This window comes from Asticcacaulis aquihabitans (assembly GCF_032490435.1).
Classification (GTDB): domain Bacteria; phylum Pseudomonadota; class Alphaproteobacteria; order Caulobacterales; family Caulobacteraceae; genus Asticcacaulis.
On record NZ_JAVGWM010000005.1, the window covers coordinates 231,152 to 249,491 of the forward strand.

General features: G+C 56.2%; 9 protein-coding genes. 7 read left to right on the top strand and 2 right to left on the bottom strand.

The window, feature by feature from the left end; all coding sequences use genetic code 11:
- Positions 1–60: 60 nt before the first annotated feature.
- Complete coding sequence (locus RCJ00_RS18865; RefSeq protein WP_316223881.1) at positions 61–1,272, bottom strand: sensor histidine kinase; 1,212 nt, start codon at positions 1,270–1,272, stop codon at positions 61–63.
- Positions 1,262–2,470, bottom strand: coding sequence for a sigma-54-dependent transcriptional regulator (locus tag RCJ00_RS18870; protein WP_316223882.1), 1,209 nt, complete (start codon positions 2,468–2,470; stop codon positions 1,262–1,264). The genes RCJ00_RS18865 and RCJ00_RS18870 overlap by 11 nt, the downstream gene beginning before the upstream one ends.
- Before the next feature lie 297 nt (positions 2,471–2,767).
- Here RCJ00_RS18870 and RCJ00_RS18875 point away from each other — a divergent pair, with 297 nt between their 5' ends.
- The 7 genes from RCJ00_RS18875 to RCJ00_RS18905 all read left to right on the top strand — a co-directional run bounded on the left by RCJ00_RS18875 (position 2,768) and on the right by RCJ00_RS18905 (position 18,059).
- On the top strand, positions 2,768–5,806 hold the full coding sequence (locus tag RCJ00_RS18875; protein ID WP_316223883.1) for a TonB-dependent receptor: 3,039 nt from the start codon (positions 2,768–2,770) through the stop codon (positions 5,804–5,806).
- Between the two features lie 143 nt (positions 5,807–5,949).
- The gene (locus RCJ00_RS18880) at positions 5,950–7,491 is read left to right on the top strand and encodes a tryptophan halogenase family protein (RefSeq protein ID WP_316223884.1); all 1,542 of its coding nucleotides are present in this window, start codon (positions 5,950–5,952) and stop codon (positions 7,489–7,491) included.
- Positions 7,492–7,499: 8 nt separating this feature from the next.
- Positions 7,500–9,839, top strand: coding sequence for a glycoside hydrolase family 31 protein (locus RCJ00_RS18885; RefSeq protein WP_316223885.1), 2,340 nt, complete (start codon positions 7,500–7,502; stop codon positions 9,837–9,839).
- Between the two features lie 157 nt (positions 9,840–9,996).
- Positions 9,997–11,586, top strand: coding sequence for a GH39 family glycosyl hydrolase (locus RCJ00_RS18890; protein ID WP_316223887.1), 1,590 nt, complete (start codon positions 9,997–9,999; stop codon positions 11,584–11,586).
- 79 nt (positions 11,587–11,665) lie between these two features.
- Positions 11,666–14,173 (top strand): beta-galactosidase GalA, encoded by a 2,508-nt coding sequence (gene galA, locus RCJ00_RS18895; RefSeq protein ID WP_316223888.1) that lies wholly within the window; start codon positions 11,666–11,668, stop codon positions 14,171–14,173.
- Positions 14,174–14,355: 182 nt separating this feature from the next.
- Complete coding sequence (locus RCJ00_RS18900) at positions 14,356–15,933, top strand: alpha-L-fucosidase (protein ID WP_316223889.1); 1,578 nt, start codon at positions 14,356–14,358, stop codon at positions 15,931–15,933.
- A gap of 74 nt (positions 15,934–16,007) precedes the next feature.
- On the top strand, positions 16,008–18,059 hold the full coding sequence (locus RCJ00_RS18905) for a beta-galactosidase (protein WP_316223890.1): 2,052 nt from the start codon (positions 16,008–16,010) through the stop codon (positions 18,057–18,059).
- Positions 18,060–18,340: the final 281 nt, after the last annotated feature.

Genomic DNA, 18,340 nt, shown 5'->3' on the forward strand with positions numbered 1-18,340 from the left:
GCTGCGTCTCAGTGTAACTGAACGAGATATCATCAAGTGCGATATAAGGGAGAGATGGCATTAGGTCTGCGTAGACTCGAGGAAGGGAGCCCCCTGAAACGGCACCGGAAATGAAAAGGTGAAGGTTGTCATTTGACCGTCTTCCTCTTCAAGGCGCAAATTCGCCCCATGAGCAAGAGCGATCTGTCGCGCAAGATTTAGGCCCGTGCCCGTACCCTTGCTTTTCGTGCTCATAAAACCGCTAAAGAGGTTTGGCTTCACACTGTCCGCAATGCCGCCGCCATTGTCTGAAATGCGGATGACCACATTCTGATGAACCTGCGCAAGCTCCATGACCACCTGTCTTGGTCCGGTCAGAGTTTCCGTCGCCTCGACGGCATTGGTCAACACATTTATGAGCGCCTGGCCAAGTTGCGTTTCATCAAGGTTCAGGCGGGGAATCGGACCTTCTGTGCGGAATTGAAAGTCTATGCCGCTCATGGACGGGGAGCGCTGAAACAACAGGAAAATATCTTCGACAAATGTCTTCGGATCGGCGGGTCTAAGGACCGGTTCGGGCAGACGGGCCACGGATCGGTACGCCTCGATGAAGAGGGTCAGGCTTTTTGCTCTGCGGGCCAGCATCTCCAGGGATTCCGTGGCCAGTGCGATGTCTGGCTTGTCATCAATGAGATAAGACCGGGCAATGTCCGCCAAGGACGCCACAGGCGTCAGTGAGTTCATAATCTCATGGCTCAATATCTGCAGGGTGTCGCGAAGGGCCGCCGCCTCGGCTTGGTTTACCTCGGTCTGGACATCGGTCAATGCGGCCAGAATAGAGTGCCCCTCCGTGTTCACCAGTTCACTCATACTGACGGAATACGAACGGCCCATTGCCGTGAGTCTGGGACGGACCCCCGGTGCGAAACTGAGGATGTCTGATAGCTCATCGCGATGCAGGGCTATCTTGTCATCGGTTCCGAAGACCTCCCGCGCCGCGCGATTTAGGGCAATCGGTCCGTTGTCTTCGTTATATTGAATGAGCGGGATGGGCACTTGGTCCAGGATAACGCGTAAATTGCTGTCAATCGGGCTGCGCTGTGTATCGCTGGAGGTCAGTTTGAAGGCCGGACCAGATGTCGCGAATAAGTAGGCGAGGAGGGCGATGAACAGCATGACTCCGATTGCAGCATTTGCCCATAGCGCATGCATGAGGGCGTCATAGGCAAAAACGCCAGCCCCTGCGAGCAGCAGGCAGGCCAATATGTGCAGTCCACGTGAGCTATAGACCATATTTCGTCATCCGACGGTAAAGGGCTGGCCGTGTCAGACCCAATTCTTGCGCAGCTGCGGAGACATTGAAGTTGCACCGTTCGAGCGCCGCTTCAATGATTGTCTTTTCGGTATCGGCCAGTTTCGGCGTAGGTGCCGGCGACGCCGTCGTTGCGTCAAAATCCAATCCCAACGCTACGTCAGATATTATATTTCCGCTTTCGCTGACGGCCGCGCGTTCGATCGCATGCCTAAGCGCGTGCAAATTATCGGACCAGGGGTTGCCTTTAAGTCGCGCCTGGACCTCGTCTGATAGCGTCTTTGGCGCCAAATTGTTTCTGTGGCACACGACCCTTACAAAGTACTCTGCAATGGGGACGATATCGTCTCGTCTCTCGCGAAGCGGAGGAATTTCCATGTCCAATGTGCTCACCGCATAGGTAAGGCCTCGATCCAATCCAAGATCCGTGCCCAAGCGTTCCGTCGTAGAGACGAGCCGGCTGTTTATAAGCGGCGCGCGGTTGAGCCAGTGGTGCAGGGCCGACGCAGACGCAGGTGTCAGGTTGTGAATATTTTCGACGATAACGGTCGTGTTGGGCTGGTCCGTCAAAGACTCCAGCGTCATTCCGCCAGCATCCAGGTGAACAAGGTGGGTCCGACCCGACAACCGGTGTAAAGTGGTCGCCGCTAGCGTCTTGCCAACGCCAACTTCGCCCCGGATAAGGACGGAAACGGTCAGGGAGGCATATCGGTCAAGAGTGTCTTTCAGGCGTCTGGTCAGTTGAGACGGACCTATCATTGCAGCGGGTTCCGGCGGGAGGGCGTCTGATTTACGGGATGCCACCGCTTGTTCGACCGCTTCGATCAGCCGTTCGTTGTTCCACGGCTTCATAATGAAATCGCGCGCACCGTTTCGCAAAGCCTGAACTGCGATGCCCAGACCGCTGTGGCCTGTGATGACGATCACCTGTGCATCGGGATCGTGGCGAAGGATATCGCGCAGGCACGCTAGTCCTTCGGCGCCCGATGTCTGTGCCCTCGTAAAATTCAGGTCGAGCAGAACCGCGTCGAATTTCGTCGACACAATACGGCTGAGCGCATCCTCAGGGGTCGGCGCCCCCTGAAAGCCGAATCCAGCCTTCGTAAGCAGCAATTCGGCCGTCCGTCTGATGTCGTCATCATCGTCGACCAAGAGGATATTGTTTAGTGAACGAGGCATGTACGGTTCCGGACAAAGCGGTCAGTGTGCCGGACACTTTAGTCCTACATATTGGAAAATGTCAAACGAAATTAGTGGGTTAGGTGTTGTTTGATTCCTTTGATATTATAATACAAACAAGAAATATTGGGGAGAGGCAGACACAATTACACATTCGCGTTCCATTGCGCCCGGATCGCATAAGACGGTCCGGCTCTGCAGTGGCAAATGAAGATCGGTGCATGGCAAAAGCACCGTCCAAAATGGCAAAAATTCAAAAATCAAAAGACCCGCTTTTTGACGGGGATGTAGGGAAGAATGATGAAAACCCAATTGAAAAAACTCGGCCTCATGAGCAGCGCATCACTCTTTGTGATTGGCGCCCTCTCGGTCACCGCGTCTGCGTTCGCGCAAGATGCTCCGGCGCCTGCCGACAACACCGTCGTTGTCGTCACCGGCCAGCGCGCCGCTTTGAAGTCGGCCCAAAAAATAAAGCAAACCTCCGGTGAAATCGTCGATTCGATCGTCGCGGATGATATCGGCAAGCTGCCTGATAGATCAGTCACGGAAGCTCTGCAGCGTGTGGTCGGTGTTACCATCGACCATAACTTCTCGAAGGGGGACCCGGAACACTATTCGGTCGAAGGCTCCGGTGTGAACATCCGCGGTCTCACCTATGTCCGTTCCGAGTTGAACGGCCGCGACAGCTTCTCGGCCAACGGTGGCCGTTCATTGAATTTTGAAGACGTTCCGCCCGAACTGATGGCCGGTGTCGACATCTACAAGAACCCATCGGCAGAGCAGATCGAAGGCGCCGTCGGTGGCTTGGTGAACCTGCGGACCGCATTGCCTTTCGACTACAAGGGACAAAAGGCGGCCGTGTCCATTCAGGGCACCTATAGCACGCTGAAAAAAGGCGATGTCGATCCGTCGGCTTCCGCGCTCTATTCCAACCGCTGGAGCACCGGCGCCGGTGATTTCGGCGCGTTGTTCGACATAGCCTATTCGCGCAGCGGTACACGCACGGACGCCTTCCAGGTTGAGCCCTATTATCCGCGTACAAATATTGTACCGGGCAAAACCGTCTGGATTCCCAAGGGTGCGCAATGGCGTACGCTTGAGTTCGACCGCAAGCGTTTCGGCGCCTACGGCGCCCTGCAATGGCGTCCGAACGAGGACCTTCTGACGACCTTGACCTTCTTCAACTCGCACTATGAAATGCAGTGGAATGAGCAGGCCATCTTCGCCCAGTCCTCACCCTACAATATCCAGGTGTCCAGCGACGCCACCTATGACGCCAATGGCGCGCTGTTGACCGGCACGCTGACGGACCCGACCGATGGCGGTATCAATTTCGGCGACGATACCCGCACGTCGACCCGTAAATCCGATACGACGGACGTTGCGTGGAACCTGAAGTGGACGCCGTCCGACAAGTGGACCCTCACTACAGACCTGCAATATATCCGCGCCAATACCCGGAGCTTCGACTCGACCGTAGCCACCGGGGTGACCATCCCGTCTGAAACGCTCGACCTGCGTGGCGATGTGCCTCGGATCACCGTTGATGAAGCCTATCTCGCGAACGCCAATAATTATTATTGGGCATTCACCATGGAGCACATGGATAAGAGCATCGCTCACGAGTGGGCCTGGCGCGCTGATGCCAAGTACGACATCGACAAGGGTTTCCTGAAAGATGTTCGTTTCGGTGTCCGCACCACGGATCGTGACGCTACAACGCAAAACTCTAACCCTAGCTACAATTGGGCTGCCATCACGCAGCCGTGGCAAATCGGTTGGGATATTTCGGGGCTTGCCTATTTGGGCGATCCGCGCTTCGCTGGCAACACGAGCCTGCACAGCTTCGATAACTTCTTCAATGGCAAGCTGTCGGCGCCGTCCCTTGTCTTCCCGAACGTCTCTCTCGCCACCGGTTATCCGGACAGCTACACCGCGTTGCACAAGTACCACGACATCCTGTGCGCCGAAGCGCACGGTGGTGACGCCAGCGCTTGCTCGCCTTGGACACCAGCCACCTTCGGAACCGATCCCGCAGGCACCAACAAGCAAACGGAGACTACCCAGGCGGTCTACACACAACTGCGGTTCGGTTGGGACAATCTGAAGTATCCGGTCGACGGCAATATCGGTATTCGTTACGTCCAGACCGATATGACGGCCTTCGGCTATACTGTTTTCAGCCCCACTGCGCCGAACATTCCGGCGGGTAACACGGTCGGTGGTGTGACGATTCCGAACATCCCAGCCTACGCGAAGGCGGAAGAGTTCCACAACAAGTTCAACAATGTCTTGCCGAGCTTGAACCTGCGTATGAAGGTATCGCCTGAGTTCCAGGTGCGGTTCGCCATCGCCAGCGCTTTGTCACGTCCGGACTTTACCCAGCTGCAAGGCTACACCAGTCTGTCGCAAGGGTTTGACATTACCACGACGGGGACGAGTTCGACGATCAATTCGGTCAATCTGACCGGCACAAGCGCCGGGAACCCTTACCTGAAGCCCACGACCTCGACACAAACCGATTTGACGGCAGAGTGGTATTTCTCCCCGGTCGGCTCCTTGACGTTTGCTGTGTTCAACAAGGACCTGCATGACATCGTCATCAGTCAATTGCGTACGTTCCAGTTGCCGGACGTCAACGGACAGCTGCAAAACTTCACTACGACCGGACCGATTAATGGTGCTGACGGTACGGCACGCGGTATGGAAATCGCGTACCAACAATATTACGACTTCCTGCCAGGTTGGCTTTCGGGCTTCGGCGTGCAAGCGAACTTCACCTATGTGGACAGCTCGCAACACCTCTACACGCCTGTGACGTCTCAATACTGCACGGTCGCATCTACAGCGACGCCCGCACAAATCGCGGCCTCGCTCAATCTGAACCTGAACGGATGCGACACCGACGCACGGACCTTTGGCAACCTGCCTCTCGCCTATCTGTCGCGGTACGCCTACAACTTGGCCATCATGTATGACAAGGGCCCGATCTCGGCACGCCTGGCTTACAATTGGCGGTCCAAGTACCTTCAGGCGGTCAATGTCAACGGAACGCAGGGTGGCGACGCTTACGATTCCAATCCTGCCAGCGCCACCTATGGCACGGTGCCCAATCCGGGGATCAACTGGGGGCTTCCGACCTGGGCGGATGATTACGGTCAACTCGATGCGTCATTCTTCTACAAGATCAACGAGAAGCTGACCTTCGGTGTCGAAGCCCAAAACATCAACGACGCGCAATTCCGTCAATTGATGCAACAGCACATAGGAACGAAGGGGCGCGCCTGGTTTGTGTCAGGCCCGCGTTACACCGCGCAGCTCCGTTACACGTTCTAGAAAGGGTTGGCCGGTCCGTCTCCCTGATGACCGGCCTACACGCTCGCCTGCTGGTCCGACAGGTAAGCTGTTATGTGAGGACTTCCCAACTTGTCCCTTCCGGTTTCTCGACTGGAAGGGACTTTTGAAAATGGATACGCCCCGTGTCAGGCCCGCCTATTCGTAAAATCGTAATCGTCGGCGGCGGTACAGCTGGATGGATGACGGCAGCGCCATTGGCGCAAAGACTACCCAAGAGCACGACAATTGAATTGGTCGAGTCTGCCGATATTGGAACGATTGGGGTAGGGGAGGCGACACTACCGACCGTCCGCTTCTTTAATCGCAGTCTTGGCATCGACGAGGATGATTTTATTCAAAAGACCAAGGCAACGTTTAAACTTGGTATTGAATTCCGCGACTGGGGCCACATCGGAAACCGGTTCTTCCATGGCTTTGGTGACTTCGGACCGCGCATTGAAAACCGGTCTCCGCATCATCACTGGCTTCGTCTCAAGGCGATCGAAGACATCCCAGCCTTCGAAAACTGGTCCATGTCCACCGTTATCGCCCGCCACAATCGCTTTCAACCGCCCTCAGGGCAACAGGTCAGTGCCCACAACGCCTATTCCTATGCGTATCATTTTGACGCCGGCCTCTACGCCGCTTACTTGCGCGACTATGCAATGGCGCGTGGCGTCACGCGTACCGAAGGCAAGATTGTTAATGTCAATCTGAACGACGAAACCGGCTTTATTGATCATCTTATCTTGCAGGATGGGCGCCTCATTGAAGGTGACCTCTTTATAGACTGCTCCGGCTTCCGCGGGCTCCTTATCGAGGACAGCCTCAAGACGGGCTTCGAAGAGTGGTCTGACTGGCTACCCTGTAATTCGGCGCAGGCCGTGCCGTGTGCGTCCGTAGATCCGCTCACCCCTTATACCCGCTCGACGGCACGTGCGGCTGGCTGGCAATGGCGCATTCCTCTTCAGCACCGGATCGGCAATGGTCACGTCTATTGCGATGGCTTTACAACCGATGACGCGGCGGGGCGACTGCTGATGGAAAATCTCGATGGCGAGGCGTTGGACACGCCCCGGCAACTCCGGTTTACAACGGGGCGGCGGAAAGCCGCCTGGGTTAAGAATTGTGTCGCTATTGGTTTATCGTCAGGCTTTCTTGAACCTTTGGAATCGACCAGTATTCAAATGATTGAAAGTGGTGTCGGATCCCTCATCGAGTTGTTTCCGGACTTGACGTTTAAACCGCGATTGATCGCCGAATATAACCGGCGTGCCGCGATCTGGTATGAGAATGTTCGGGACTTTATCATCCTGCACTACAAGATCAGCCAAAGAGATGATTCAGAGTTCTGGCAATATTGTCGGAATATGGCTATCCCAGACAGACTTAGCCATCAAATTGAAACGTTCCGCGAAACCGGGCATGCTGTGGTCTATGATCAAAACGGGTTCACCGAACCCTCGTGGCTGTCGTTGTATTTTGGCTTAGGCGTAGTGCCAGAAGCCTACGATCCCTTTGTCGATCAAATTGATCAGGCACAGTTGCGCAGCCATTTTGCCCGTCTTCACGCGGTCGTCCATCAAACTGTTGCAAGCATGCCTACACACGCCGACTATATCTCGCAACTTCTGGCTAGCGCAGCCGGGCCCGCCAAAATTTCATCTTTCGCTACCCGAAATTGAGAGTTTCCATGACCTTTAAAGCCGCCCTAATGGGCCTGGCCTCCGCTTTTGCGCTGGCAACCGCCGCACACGCCGCCCCAATCTCCACGCTGGACCGCAACGGGGCCTGGGTCAGCGTCGAGGCCTATGGACCCAATGTCATCCACGTCACCATCGCCGTCGATAAGGCCGAGGTTCTGAACCCGGCCGGATACGGCATCCTGCCCGAAGGCGCTGATAATGGCGCCTTCAAGCAGACAACGGATAGCACAGGCGATTCCTTTACGTCGGGCGCCCTGTCACTGCATGTCAATGCCGCGCCACCGGCTCGCACGCCCAGCCAGGGCGAAAAATACTTTGCCCCCTCTCTCGCCCCGGTCGGCCTTCAGGTGAAGAATGCCAAGGGTGAAACGGTTTTGACCATGAATGGCTGGGAAATGTCGCCGCATGAGGTCAATGGCGAACAGACGTTCCAGGTTGGTGCGGCCTTTGCCGCTCCGGACGGCGAGCACTATTACGGCATGGGCCAGAACCAGGAGAGCCTGGGCGCGCTGGATCTGCGCGGTCGTGTTCTCGATTGTCAGCACTGGTACGATGCTCCGGCCGGTGAGACTGTCTGCGTGCCGTTCATGGTCTCCAGCAAAGGCTATGGCATCGTCTGGGACAACCCGTCGCAAACCCGCTTCGTCGCCGGCGTCAATGGCCGCCTTGGCTTCCAGTCCAAGGTTGGTGAGCGCGTGTCTTTCTTCGTGATCACCGGCAATACGCCCGAGGAAATCTATTCTGGCTATGCCCGCCTGACCGGCAAGACACCGATCCCACCCAAGGCCGCCTTTGGCCTGATCCAGTCTAAGGCACGTTATGACAGCCAGGCGGAAATTTTGCGTGTCGCTAACACGTATCGCGACAAGAAGTACCCGCTCGACGTCATGGTGCTGGACTGGTTCTACTGGACGCGCATGGGCCAGATGGACATCAATCCGGCCGAGTTCCCTGATCCGGATGCGATGAACAAGCAACTGCACGATATGGGTATGCAGTCGATCGTCTCGATCTGGCCGCGCTACGAGACCGCGGGCAGATATTTCAATGAACTCGACCGAAAGGGTTTTCTGCTCAAGGACAAGGACGGCAAGACGGTTGATGGCCTGCCGTTCCGTTCCGACCGGACGGGGGGGCTGATCGACTCGACCAATCCCGAAGCGCGCAAATGGTTCTGGGAGCACGCCCGTGACAATATTCTCAGTCACGGTTTCGACTATCCGTGGCTGGACGAGACTGAGCCGGACCTGGTGCCGGATGGCTTCTTCTATTCGATTGGCTCAGGCGACCGTTATCACAACGTCTTCCCGCTGGTGCACGTTGAGGGCGTTCAACAAGGCATGAAAGCCTGGAAACCCAATAAGCGGGCACTTATTTTGAGCCGCGCCGCCTATTTGGGTTCGCAACGTACCGGCGCCCTGTTCTGGTCTTCGGATATCAACCCCACTTGGGAAGCCCTGGCCCGCCAAATCCCGACCGGCCTTAACATGACGGCTTCCGGCATCGCTTACTGGGGCAATGATATCGGTGGTTGGCAGTGGCTGCCGCAGACCACCAGCTTCACCGGCACACCGCTGCTTGATCCGTCCGATGCGCGCGAAACGGTTGGCCAGAATAATGACTATCCGGAACTTTTCACCCGCTGGTTCCAGTACGGCACCTTCCTGCCGACCCTGCGCCTGCACGGCGACAAGAAGCACACCGAAATCTGGGCTTTCGGCAAGCAGGCGGAAGCGATTGTCAGCGAGTATGACAAGCTACGCTATCGCCTGATCCCTTACCTCTATTCGTCTGCAAAGACGACCTATGACACCGGAACGCCATTCATGCGCGCCCTGTGGATGGACTTCCCCAACGACCCGAACGTTGCCGATATCGGCACGCAATACATGTTCGGTCCGGCATTCCTGGTGGCGCCGATTACTAAGCAGGGCCAGACGGAGAAGGACGTCTATCTTCCGGCCGGCACCGACTGGTATAATTATTGGACCAACGAAAAGCTGACCGGCGGTCGCTGGGTCAAGGTGGCTGCGCCGATCAATAAGATCCCTGTCTTTGTGAAAGCTGGTTCGATCGTGCCTTTGGGCTCGGACATTCAATCAACCGCAACAAAGCAGACCATCATTGCCCTCAAGGTCTATCCGGGCAAGGACGGCGACTTCAGCCTCTATGACGACGATGGTACCAGCTACGACTATGAAAAGGGCAAGGGGGCTGTCACGACTACCCTGCACTGGAACGACGCGTCTGGCACGCTAACGGCCACGGGTAGCGACAAGGCGTTTGTCAAGTCCGCGCCGAGCCTCGTCCAGGTGGTCGGCAGATAACAGCGTGAAGCGGAAACACCGCAGAACTGCCATTGTCCAACGCGGCTAATGTCAGAGTCCAGCGGTGTTTCCACCTCACCCAACAGCATTTCTTTGAAAGCCGCGCCCCGACGCTGGCGTCATGACTATAAAACACGACACCTATCCAAAGGTTCCAATGACCCACAAGCATCCCGTTTCACGCCGCATCCTCGGCACCGTCCTTGCCGCTGCATTGCTATTGCCTGCGATGCCTGCCTTGGCCAAGGCCCCGACAGTCCGCCAGGTCAATCTAGATGTTCGTCAAGCGCAGAAGCCCATTGATCGGGCCTTCGATCTGTCGGTCGGCGCGGACTATTCTGGTGTTACGATACGCGACGCCAATCAGGCGCAGCTGAAACTGGCCGCCGCCGAACTCGGCTTTCGCTATATCCGCTTCCACGATATCTTTCACGATGATCTAGGCACCGTCAAATCGGTCGATGGCAAGATTGTCTACGATTGGACCAAGATCGACTACCTCTACGACAACATGCTGAAAATGGGCATTAAGCCCTTCATTGAGCTGGGCTTTACTCCGAATGCCCTGAAGACATCTGATCAGACCATCTTTTATTGGAAGGGCAATACCTCCCATCCGCGATTGGATCTCTGGAAAGGTTTGATTGACGCCTTTGCCCGCCATTTGATTTCCCGTTATGGCGCTGAAGAGGTGCGAAGCTGGTACTTCGAAGTCTGGAACGAACCGAACCTCGACGGGTTCTGGCAGTACGCCGACCAGGAGGCCTATTTTGCGCTCTACGGCGTTACTGCCCGGACGCTTAAGGCCGTCGATCCCGCCTTGCGTGTCGGCGGTCCGTCTTCGGCAGGCGCGGCATGGGTGCCGGAATTACTCAACTATAGCAAAGTCACCCATACGCCGATCGATTTCATCACGACCCACACCTATGGCGTGGACTACGGCTACCTCGACGAAGAGGGCAAGATGGACTTGCAACTGTCTAAAAAGCCCGATGCCATTATCGCCGATGTCAAAAAGGTCCGTGGTGAAATCGAAGCCTCCCAGGCCCCCGGTCTCCCGCTGTTTTTCAGTGAATGGAGCACAAGCTACAATCCGCGCGACCTCAGCCACGACTCCTATGTCGCGGCCCCCTATATCGCAGATAAGCTTAAGCAGACCCAAGGCATTGCCCAAGGCATGAGTTATTGGACCTATTCCGACCTGTTCGAAGAGCCAGGCCCTCCGGGCAATACTTTCCACGGCGGCTTTGGCTTGATGACGAAAGACGGCGTTCGTAAGCCGTCCTGGTTTGCTTACAAATACCTGAATGCGCTGAAGGGTAACGAAGTTCCAACCAATGACTCCCAGACCTGGGTCGCCTATGATGGCAAGACCATGAACGCGGTAGTCTGGGATTTTCAACTGCCGGATCAGGGGGGAAGCAGCAACAAAACATTCTTTAGTAAGCTGGTACCAAATAAGCCGTCAAAACCGGCGCATCTTAATCTCTCAGGTCTTAAACCGGGCGATTATGCCCTGAGCGTGTATCGCACGGGCTATAAGGTGAATGACGCCTATAGCGCTTACATCGATATGGGTTCGCCGGCCAATGTCAGCGCCGCTCAGCTCAAACAATTGCAGACCCTGACAAAGGATGTGCCGGAACGCACGCGGGTTATAAGGGTTGGCAAAACGGGCGCGACTGAGATCGAATTCCCAATGAATTCCAATGATATCGTGCTCGTGAGCCTGACGCCGAAATCTTAACTTCACGCGGCTTAACCGCCGTATACATTGCGCGACTGATCCCGGCGTAACGGCCGGAAAGCAAATTGAGAGGTACTAAATGGCCGAACTTGATCGCAGGCAGATGCTGCTATCGACCTGCGCTGTCGTCGCGGCGGGCATTTCCCCGCTGACTGCGCAAGCCGCCGCGCAAAGCGCCACAGGTGCACAGTCGGTCGCGCCGCGCGAGCGTCTGCTCTTCGATTTTGACTGGAAGTTCACCTTCGGTCACGGCACCGATCCGACCAAAGACCTCGGTTTTGGTTTTGGACAGGCTGACTTCTCGAAGACGGGAAAGTTTGAGTTCGCTAAACTCGGCTTCAAAGACGAGAATTGGACGTCGGTCAATCTCCCGCATGACTGGGCGGTCGAGTTGCCGTTTGTGCACGATGATGCCGGTGAGGGGGATGCCCAGCTGCGGTCCCACGGTTACAAGCCACTGGGCCGCCGCTATCCTGAAACCAGTGTTGGCTGGTATCGCCGGGAGTTCGCTATTCCCGCCAGCGATCAAGGACGGCGCATCTGGGTAGAATTCGACGGTGCGTTCCGGGATGTCCTGGTATTTGTCAACGGTTGCTTTATCGGCCGGAACACAAATGGCTATACGCCATTCCGCTTTGATGTGACGGATTTCCTGGCCTATGGCGCTCAGAATGTAATTGCCGTCCGGGTTGACGCGACCTATGGCGACGGATGGTTCTACGAAGGCGCGGGCCTGTATCGTCACGTTTGGCTCACCAAGATGGATGCTCTGCATGTCGGGCAGTGGGAAAGCGTTGTTAACACGGAACTGGCCGGCGATACCGCCGTCCTTGCTTTACGTACGACCGTCGTCAACAGCGGCGCCAGCGGAGCCGATGCGCGCGTGAAGTGGACGATTATCGACCCGGCCGGGACCGTCGTTGCATCGGCCGAGGCACCGCGCCAGGCTATCGCCGTCGACGGCATGGCAGTTTTTACGGCGCGTACGGAACTGACACGTGCGGCACTTTGGGCGCCCGGTACCCCCAACCTCTATTCCGCCGTTGTCAGCGTCGAACGGGGTGACACAATCGTCGATGCAGATCAGGTATCGTTTGGCATTCGCCATACTCGCTTTGACCCCGATCGTGGCTTTTTCCTCAATGGCCAGCATGTGAAGCTCCAGGGGGTTTGCAATCACCAAGATCACGCCGGCGTTGGTGTCGCCCTGCCGGATCGTTTGCAGCGGTTCCGGGTGGGCGTTATGCAGGACATGGGCTGCAATGCCATCCGGACCTCGCACAACATGCCGACGCCCGAGCTCGTAGAGGCCTGCGACCGGATGGGTATGATGATGCTGTGTGAAACGCGTCAGATGAGCTCAAATCCGGAGGGCATGGCGCAACTCGACGAGATGATAAAAAGATACCGCAATTCGCCAGCCATCATCGGTTGGTCGATCGGTAATGAAGAATTTCTGCTTCAAAAAGATATGGCTGAACAAGGCGCGAAGATATCGGCGACCATGGTGCGCCGCTGCCACGAGCTTGACCCGACCCGTCTCGTGACCGTGGCGGTGAATAGCGACAATAAGCAGGGGGTGTCCGATCCCGTCGATTTGATTGGTTTCAACTATGTGCAGTGGTTCCCCGACGGGTTCCACAAGGATAATCCCGGGCGGCCGGTGTTTGGATCCGAAACATCCAGCGCCGTATCGACCCGCGGCGAGTACCGGACGGATCCCAGCCGCAATGTGATGAGCAGCTATGACGGTGTTGTGCCCTGGGGCCAAACACCGGAAGACTGGTGGAAATTCCAAATGGAACGTGAGTGGGAAGCCGGCGGCTTTGCCTGGACGGGCTTCGATTACCGAGGTGAGCCCACACCCTATAACTGGCCCTCGATCAGCTCTCAGTTCGGTATCGTCGACATGTGCGGCTTCCCGAAGGACTACTTCTATTATTATAAAGCCTGGTGGGCGAAGGCGCCGGCCCTTCACCTTTTCCCCCATTGGAACTGGGAGGGACGCGAAGGTACAGAGGTCCCGGTCTGGGTGTACAGCAATGCAGACGAGGTCGAACTCCTGGTGAACGGTAAGAGCTTGGGACGCAAAGCCGTACCGCGCTTTGGCCATGTTGAGTGGAAGGCGACCTATGCCCCAGGCTTTATCGAGGCGCGGGCTTTTACGAAAGGCAAGCGTATACTCACCCAGCGACGAGATACGACCGGCAAACCCGCAGCGATCAAGTTGAGCGTCGATCGATCCACAATTTATGCCGATGGCGAAGATGTCGCCATTTTCACCGTTGAGGCGTTGGACAAGAAGGGACGAGCGGTTCCGGTCGCCGGTAATAAGATCGCCTTCAAAGTGTCCGGACCAGGAAAGCTGATCGGTGTCGGGAACGGCGATCCTAACTGTCTCGAAAGCGATAAGAGCATGGAGCGCTCGCTCTTCAATGGCCTTGCGCAAGTGATCGTTCAGGGCGTGCGGCAGGCTGGGAAAATCACCCTCGAAGCTGTGTCTGCGGATGGCTCGCCGGACGCCCTGATTCCGGCGCGCCTATCCGTAACGGCTCAGGCCGTACCGCTTAGGCCGTCCGTAACTTAATGCCTGTCAGGAGCGTACCCAAACCTTCGCTTTGCTCGATACGCCGGAAATACATGCAAAGCGCAGGTTTTTCTATTGAATGTTACTTTCATATACGGCAGTTTGAGTAAGCGCGACGGGGGCGCTGTCTTTAATATAAACGGGCGCGCGCAGGCGGGCGCCCATAAAAGGTGAGGAATGAGATGGTAGAGATTAGTAAGCGATCGCTTTTCGGCGCACCTCTGTTGGCGGCGTTAGCTGTTGCCGGCAAGGTTGAGGCGCGTGATACCGCAAAGCCAGTGGCGGATAAGTCCGCCGCCCCGTCTACTTATACCCTGCCAATCAAGGCTGGCCCCTTCGAACCGACGGTCGACTCGCTGAAAACCTACGAAGCCCCGGAGTGGTTTCGCGACGCTAAGTTTGGCATTTGGGCGCACTGGGGACCGCAAGCCGTGCCACGCGCCGGTGATTGGTATGCCCGCTGGATGTATGTGCCGGGGCATCCTCACTATGAAAAGCATTTGAAGCAGTATGGTCACCCGTCCGAATTTGGCTTCAAGGATATTATCCCTTTGTGGACGGCGGAGAAATTCGATCCCGAAGCCCTGATGGATAAATATGTTGCCGCGGGTGCCAAGTACTTCGTCAGCATGGGTGTACACCATGACAACTTCGATCTGTGGGACTCCAAACTGCACCGGTGGAATGCCAAGGCGATGGGGCCGAAGCGCGATATCGTAGGGGAGTGGCACGCGGCCGCGAAGAAGCGCGGCTTGCGCTTTGGCGTTTCGGAGCACCTGGGTGCCAGTCATAACTGGTATTATCCCAGCCACGGGTACGATCAGTTCTGGCCGAAAATGGGCGTCAATTATGACGGCGCGGATCCGAAATATGCGGACCTATACCATGAGACCAATGGCGAGGCCTTCAAGGGTGATACCGACACCTGGTACACCACCGATCCCAAATATCATCAGATGTGGTTTGAGCGCATTCGTGAGCTTGTCGACTCCTACAAGCCGGACCTGCTGTATTCCGACGGTGGCATGCCGTTTGGCGTCGTGGGTAGGTCGCTTGTTGCCCATCTCTATAATAGCCAGCTCAACGGCCAGGGGGCGACGCAGTCCGTATACAACTGTAAAGCCCTTGGTTCCGGCGAGTTCTACGCGGAAGCGTGCGTTCAAGATGTTGAACGTGGCGTTCTGAAAGGGATCAATCCGAGAGCTTGGCAAACCGATACGTCAAACGGCGATTGGTTTTATTCCGATGATTACACCTATAAGACCGCGACCCAGGTTCTGCATATGCTGGCCGACATTGTTAGCAAGAATGGCAACCTTCTATTGAATGTGGTGCTGTACCCGGATGGCAGCCTGCCTCCGGAGTCGCAGGTGCTGCTGGATGAACTGGCGGCTTGGATGAAGGTGAACGCAGAAGCGATCCATGGCACACGGCCATGGACCGTCTATGGGGAAGGCCCCACCGAGACGGCAGACGGCGCCTTCCGTGAGAACGCAGATTACACACCGAAGGACATGCGCTTCACCACGAAGGGTGACGCTCTCTATGCGATTACTCTGGGAGAGCCGTCCGGCAAGCTCAGCATTAATACGCTGGGGCTCAGCGGCGCATCGGGAAAACGAAAGGTTGGTCGTGTAACCCTTCTTGGAGTGAAAAAGCCATTGACGTTCCGTCAAACGGCGACTGCCCTTGAGGTTGACCTACCCTCAAGCCTGCCAACTCGTCATGGCAGCGCCTTCAAGATCACCTTCAAAGGTTAAGTTTGCCCCTCTGCGCTTAGCCTCCATTTTATATCCGGCCGGACGCCACGTCCGGCGTGCCTCGCGAGACAGCCATGAAACTCAAGTCCCTTCTGTTTGCAACCGCCGCCTTGTTTTCGGTCGCCACGTGCCCAACATTGGCTGCCACGGCGACGGCGCACCCAAATTGGCCGGGCGCAGGCGAGCTCTTTGTGGGTACGTGCTATCAGCCGGTCGACAGGACGCCTGAACAGATTCATAAGGACATCGCCCTTATGAAGACAGCCGGGTTTACGGTTGTCCGAATGGGCGATCTATCCTGGGATTATTTTGAGCCGGCGGAAGGCGTCTATGATTTCAAGGCCTTTGACGCGGTAATGGACGAGATGCACGCCAACGGCATCAAGGTCATTCTTGATATCTCAGGCCTGCCGGCGCCGATCTGGTTGCATTACAAATATCCGGGCGTCGACCTCGTGGCGCAGAACGGTACCAAGCTCAATCCCGCTGAACGGTATATGGATAATATCAGCGACCCGGACTACCAGCGTCTAGTCAAGGATTTTGCCGACACCTTGACCAAGCATTATGCCAAGCATCCGGCCCTCTATGCGATCGGCTTTGACAATGAAATCGGTAACGGTTTCATGTCCTATTCCGAGGCCGATCGGCAGCGCTTCATTGGCTGGTTGAAGGCTCGCTATGGCGATTTGCCGACTTTGAACAAGGCGTGGGCAACCCAGCGCTGGTCACGTCGCATTAGCGACTGGGACCAGGTACAGATCCCTTACGGCGAAGGCCCCGGGCCGTTTGAGCGCTTCCTCGATCTGCACCGCTACTGGTCGGATGTGACCGTGAAGGTTCTAAACGATCTGGACGACATTCGTGAGAAAAATGTCCCAGACAAGCCCGCGATTTCGAACCTGTGGGACAGCAGTGAGCGCAAGGGATTTGATTATCTTGCAACTTACAAGCAGTACGTAAATTATGGTGCCTTCGGCTATTATGCCGGCGAGCCGATCGGCGGTGCATTTGAGACCCTTATGATGAAGGGGGCATTGCCGACTCCCGTCTGGTTCAATGAATTCCAGGCCGGTGGTGGTGGCTATTATGGCGCCAAGGGCCGTTCGCGCATGTGGGCCTATTTCGGCCTCCTCAATGGCGGGCAGGCGGCGCTGGCCTGGACGTTCAACAGCCATCAAGGCGGCGAGGAACAGGCCCTCTTTGGTTTGCTCGACCATGACAACACGCCATCCTGGAAACTGGGCGAATGGGGACGCATCGCGACGGAATTCAAGAAGATTCAAACTCTGGGTTTCCCCAGAGATCTCAAACCCGACGTGGCATTTGCCTATTCGTTCGAGAGCCGGGTCGCGTCAAATCCCATCAGCTGGTCCAACACCGTCAAGCAGTACTTTACGACACCCTATCTGACGCAGGCGCACAACGCATTCTCGCCGATCTACAAAGACAATATCGATGCGGCCGTTATAAATATCGGGCACGAAGATTTGAGCCGTTATAAGCTCGTCGTCGTGCCTGGCGACTACCTCATGGATCAGGCATCGGCGGACAATATTCGTAATTATGTGAAAAACGGCGGCACTGTCATCATGACGGCCTTCTCGGCCAAGGTGAATGAAAACAATCAGTGGTTTGACACGCCGCTGCCGGGCCGATTGTCAGATGTCTTCGGCTTGAAGACGAATGAATTCTACAGAACCGACACACCGCTCACCGGGACGGTGGGCGATGCAAACTTCAGCACAACTATCAATTTCTACGAGGTTCTGGAGCCTTCCACCGCCCAGGTCCTGGGGCGGTTTTCGAATGTCGAAGGTTCGCCGCCGGTCGTGACTGTCAATCGATTTGGCAAGGGGCAAGCCATCTATGTGGCGACGCCCGCCCAACCTGCCGTTATGCAGCCGCTATATCGCCGCCTCTATGCGCAACTCGGCATCAAGCCCGGGCCCGTGACGCCTGAGGGTGTTTATGCGCGCGTGGTCGATGGCCGGACGCTCTACGTTAATACGACGGGCGAAGCGAAAGACGTCACAATCGCAGGCCGGAAAACGGGTGTTCTTTCTGGCAAGACCTGGAATGATACGCTTCATCTTGAAGCCAATGACGCCGAGCTCCTACAGTAATCGAGCGGGACGGGGAGGGCGCGTTCGCAACGCAATACGTCCTCTAGCAAGCCCTGCTTTAGGTGCAAATTATTAGCCCTCTCCATACCGCCTAATTTATGTAGCGCGTCTCGTTCGATTGCGTGCAAGCGTCGACTTGCGCAGACGAAACAAACCGGCCTGCGCCCGCCAACCCGTCATCTAAAAATTACCATCGTGAAAGACGGCTTCACGAAAATCGATTTCATAAAATGAAAATATATATTCTATCCACGCATGCAACGAGCGTGATTTGAGCAAAA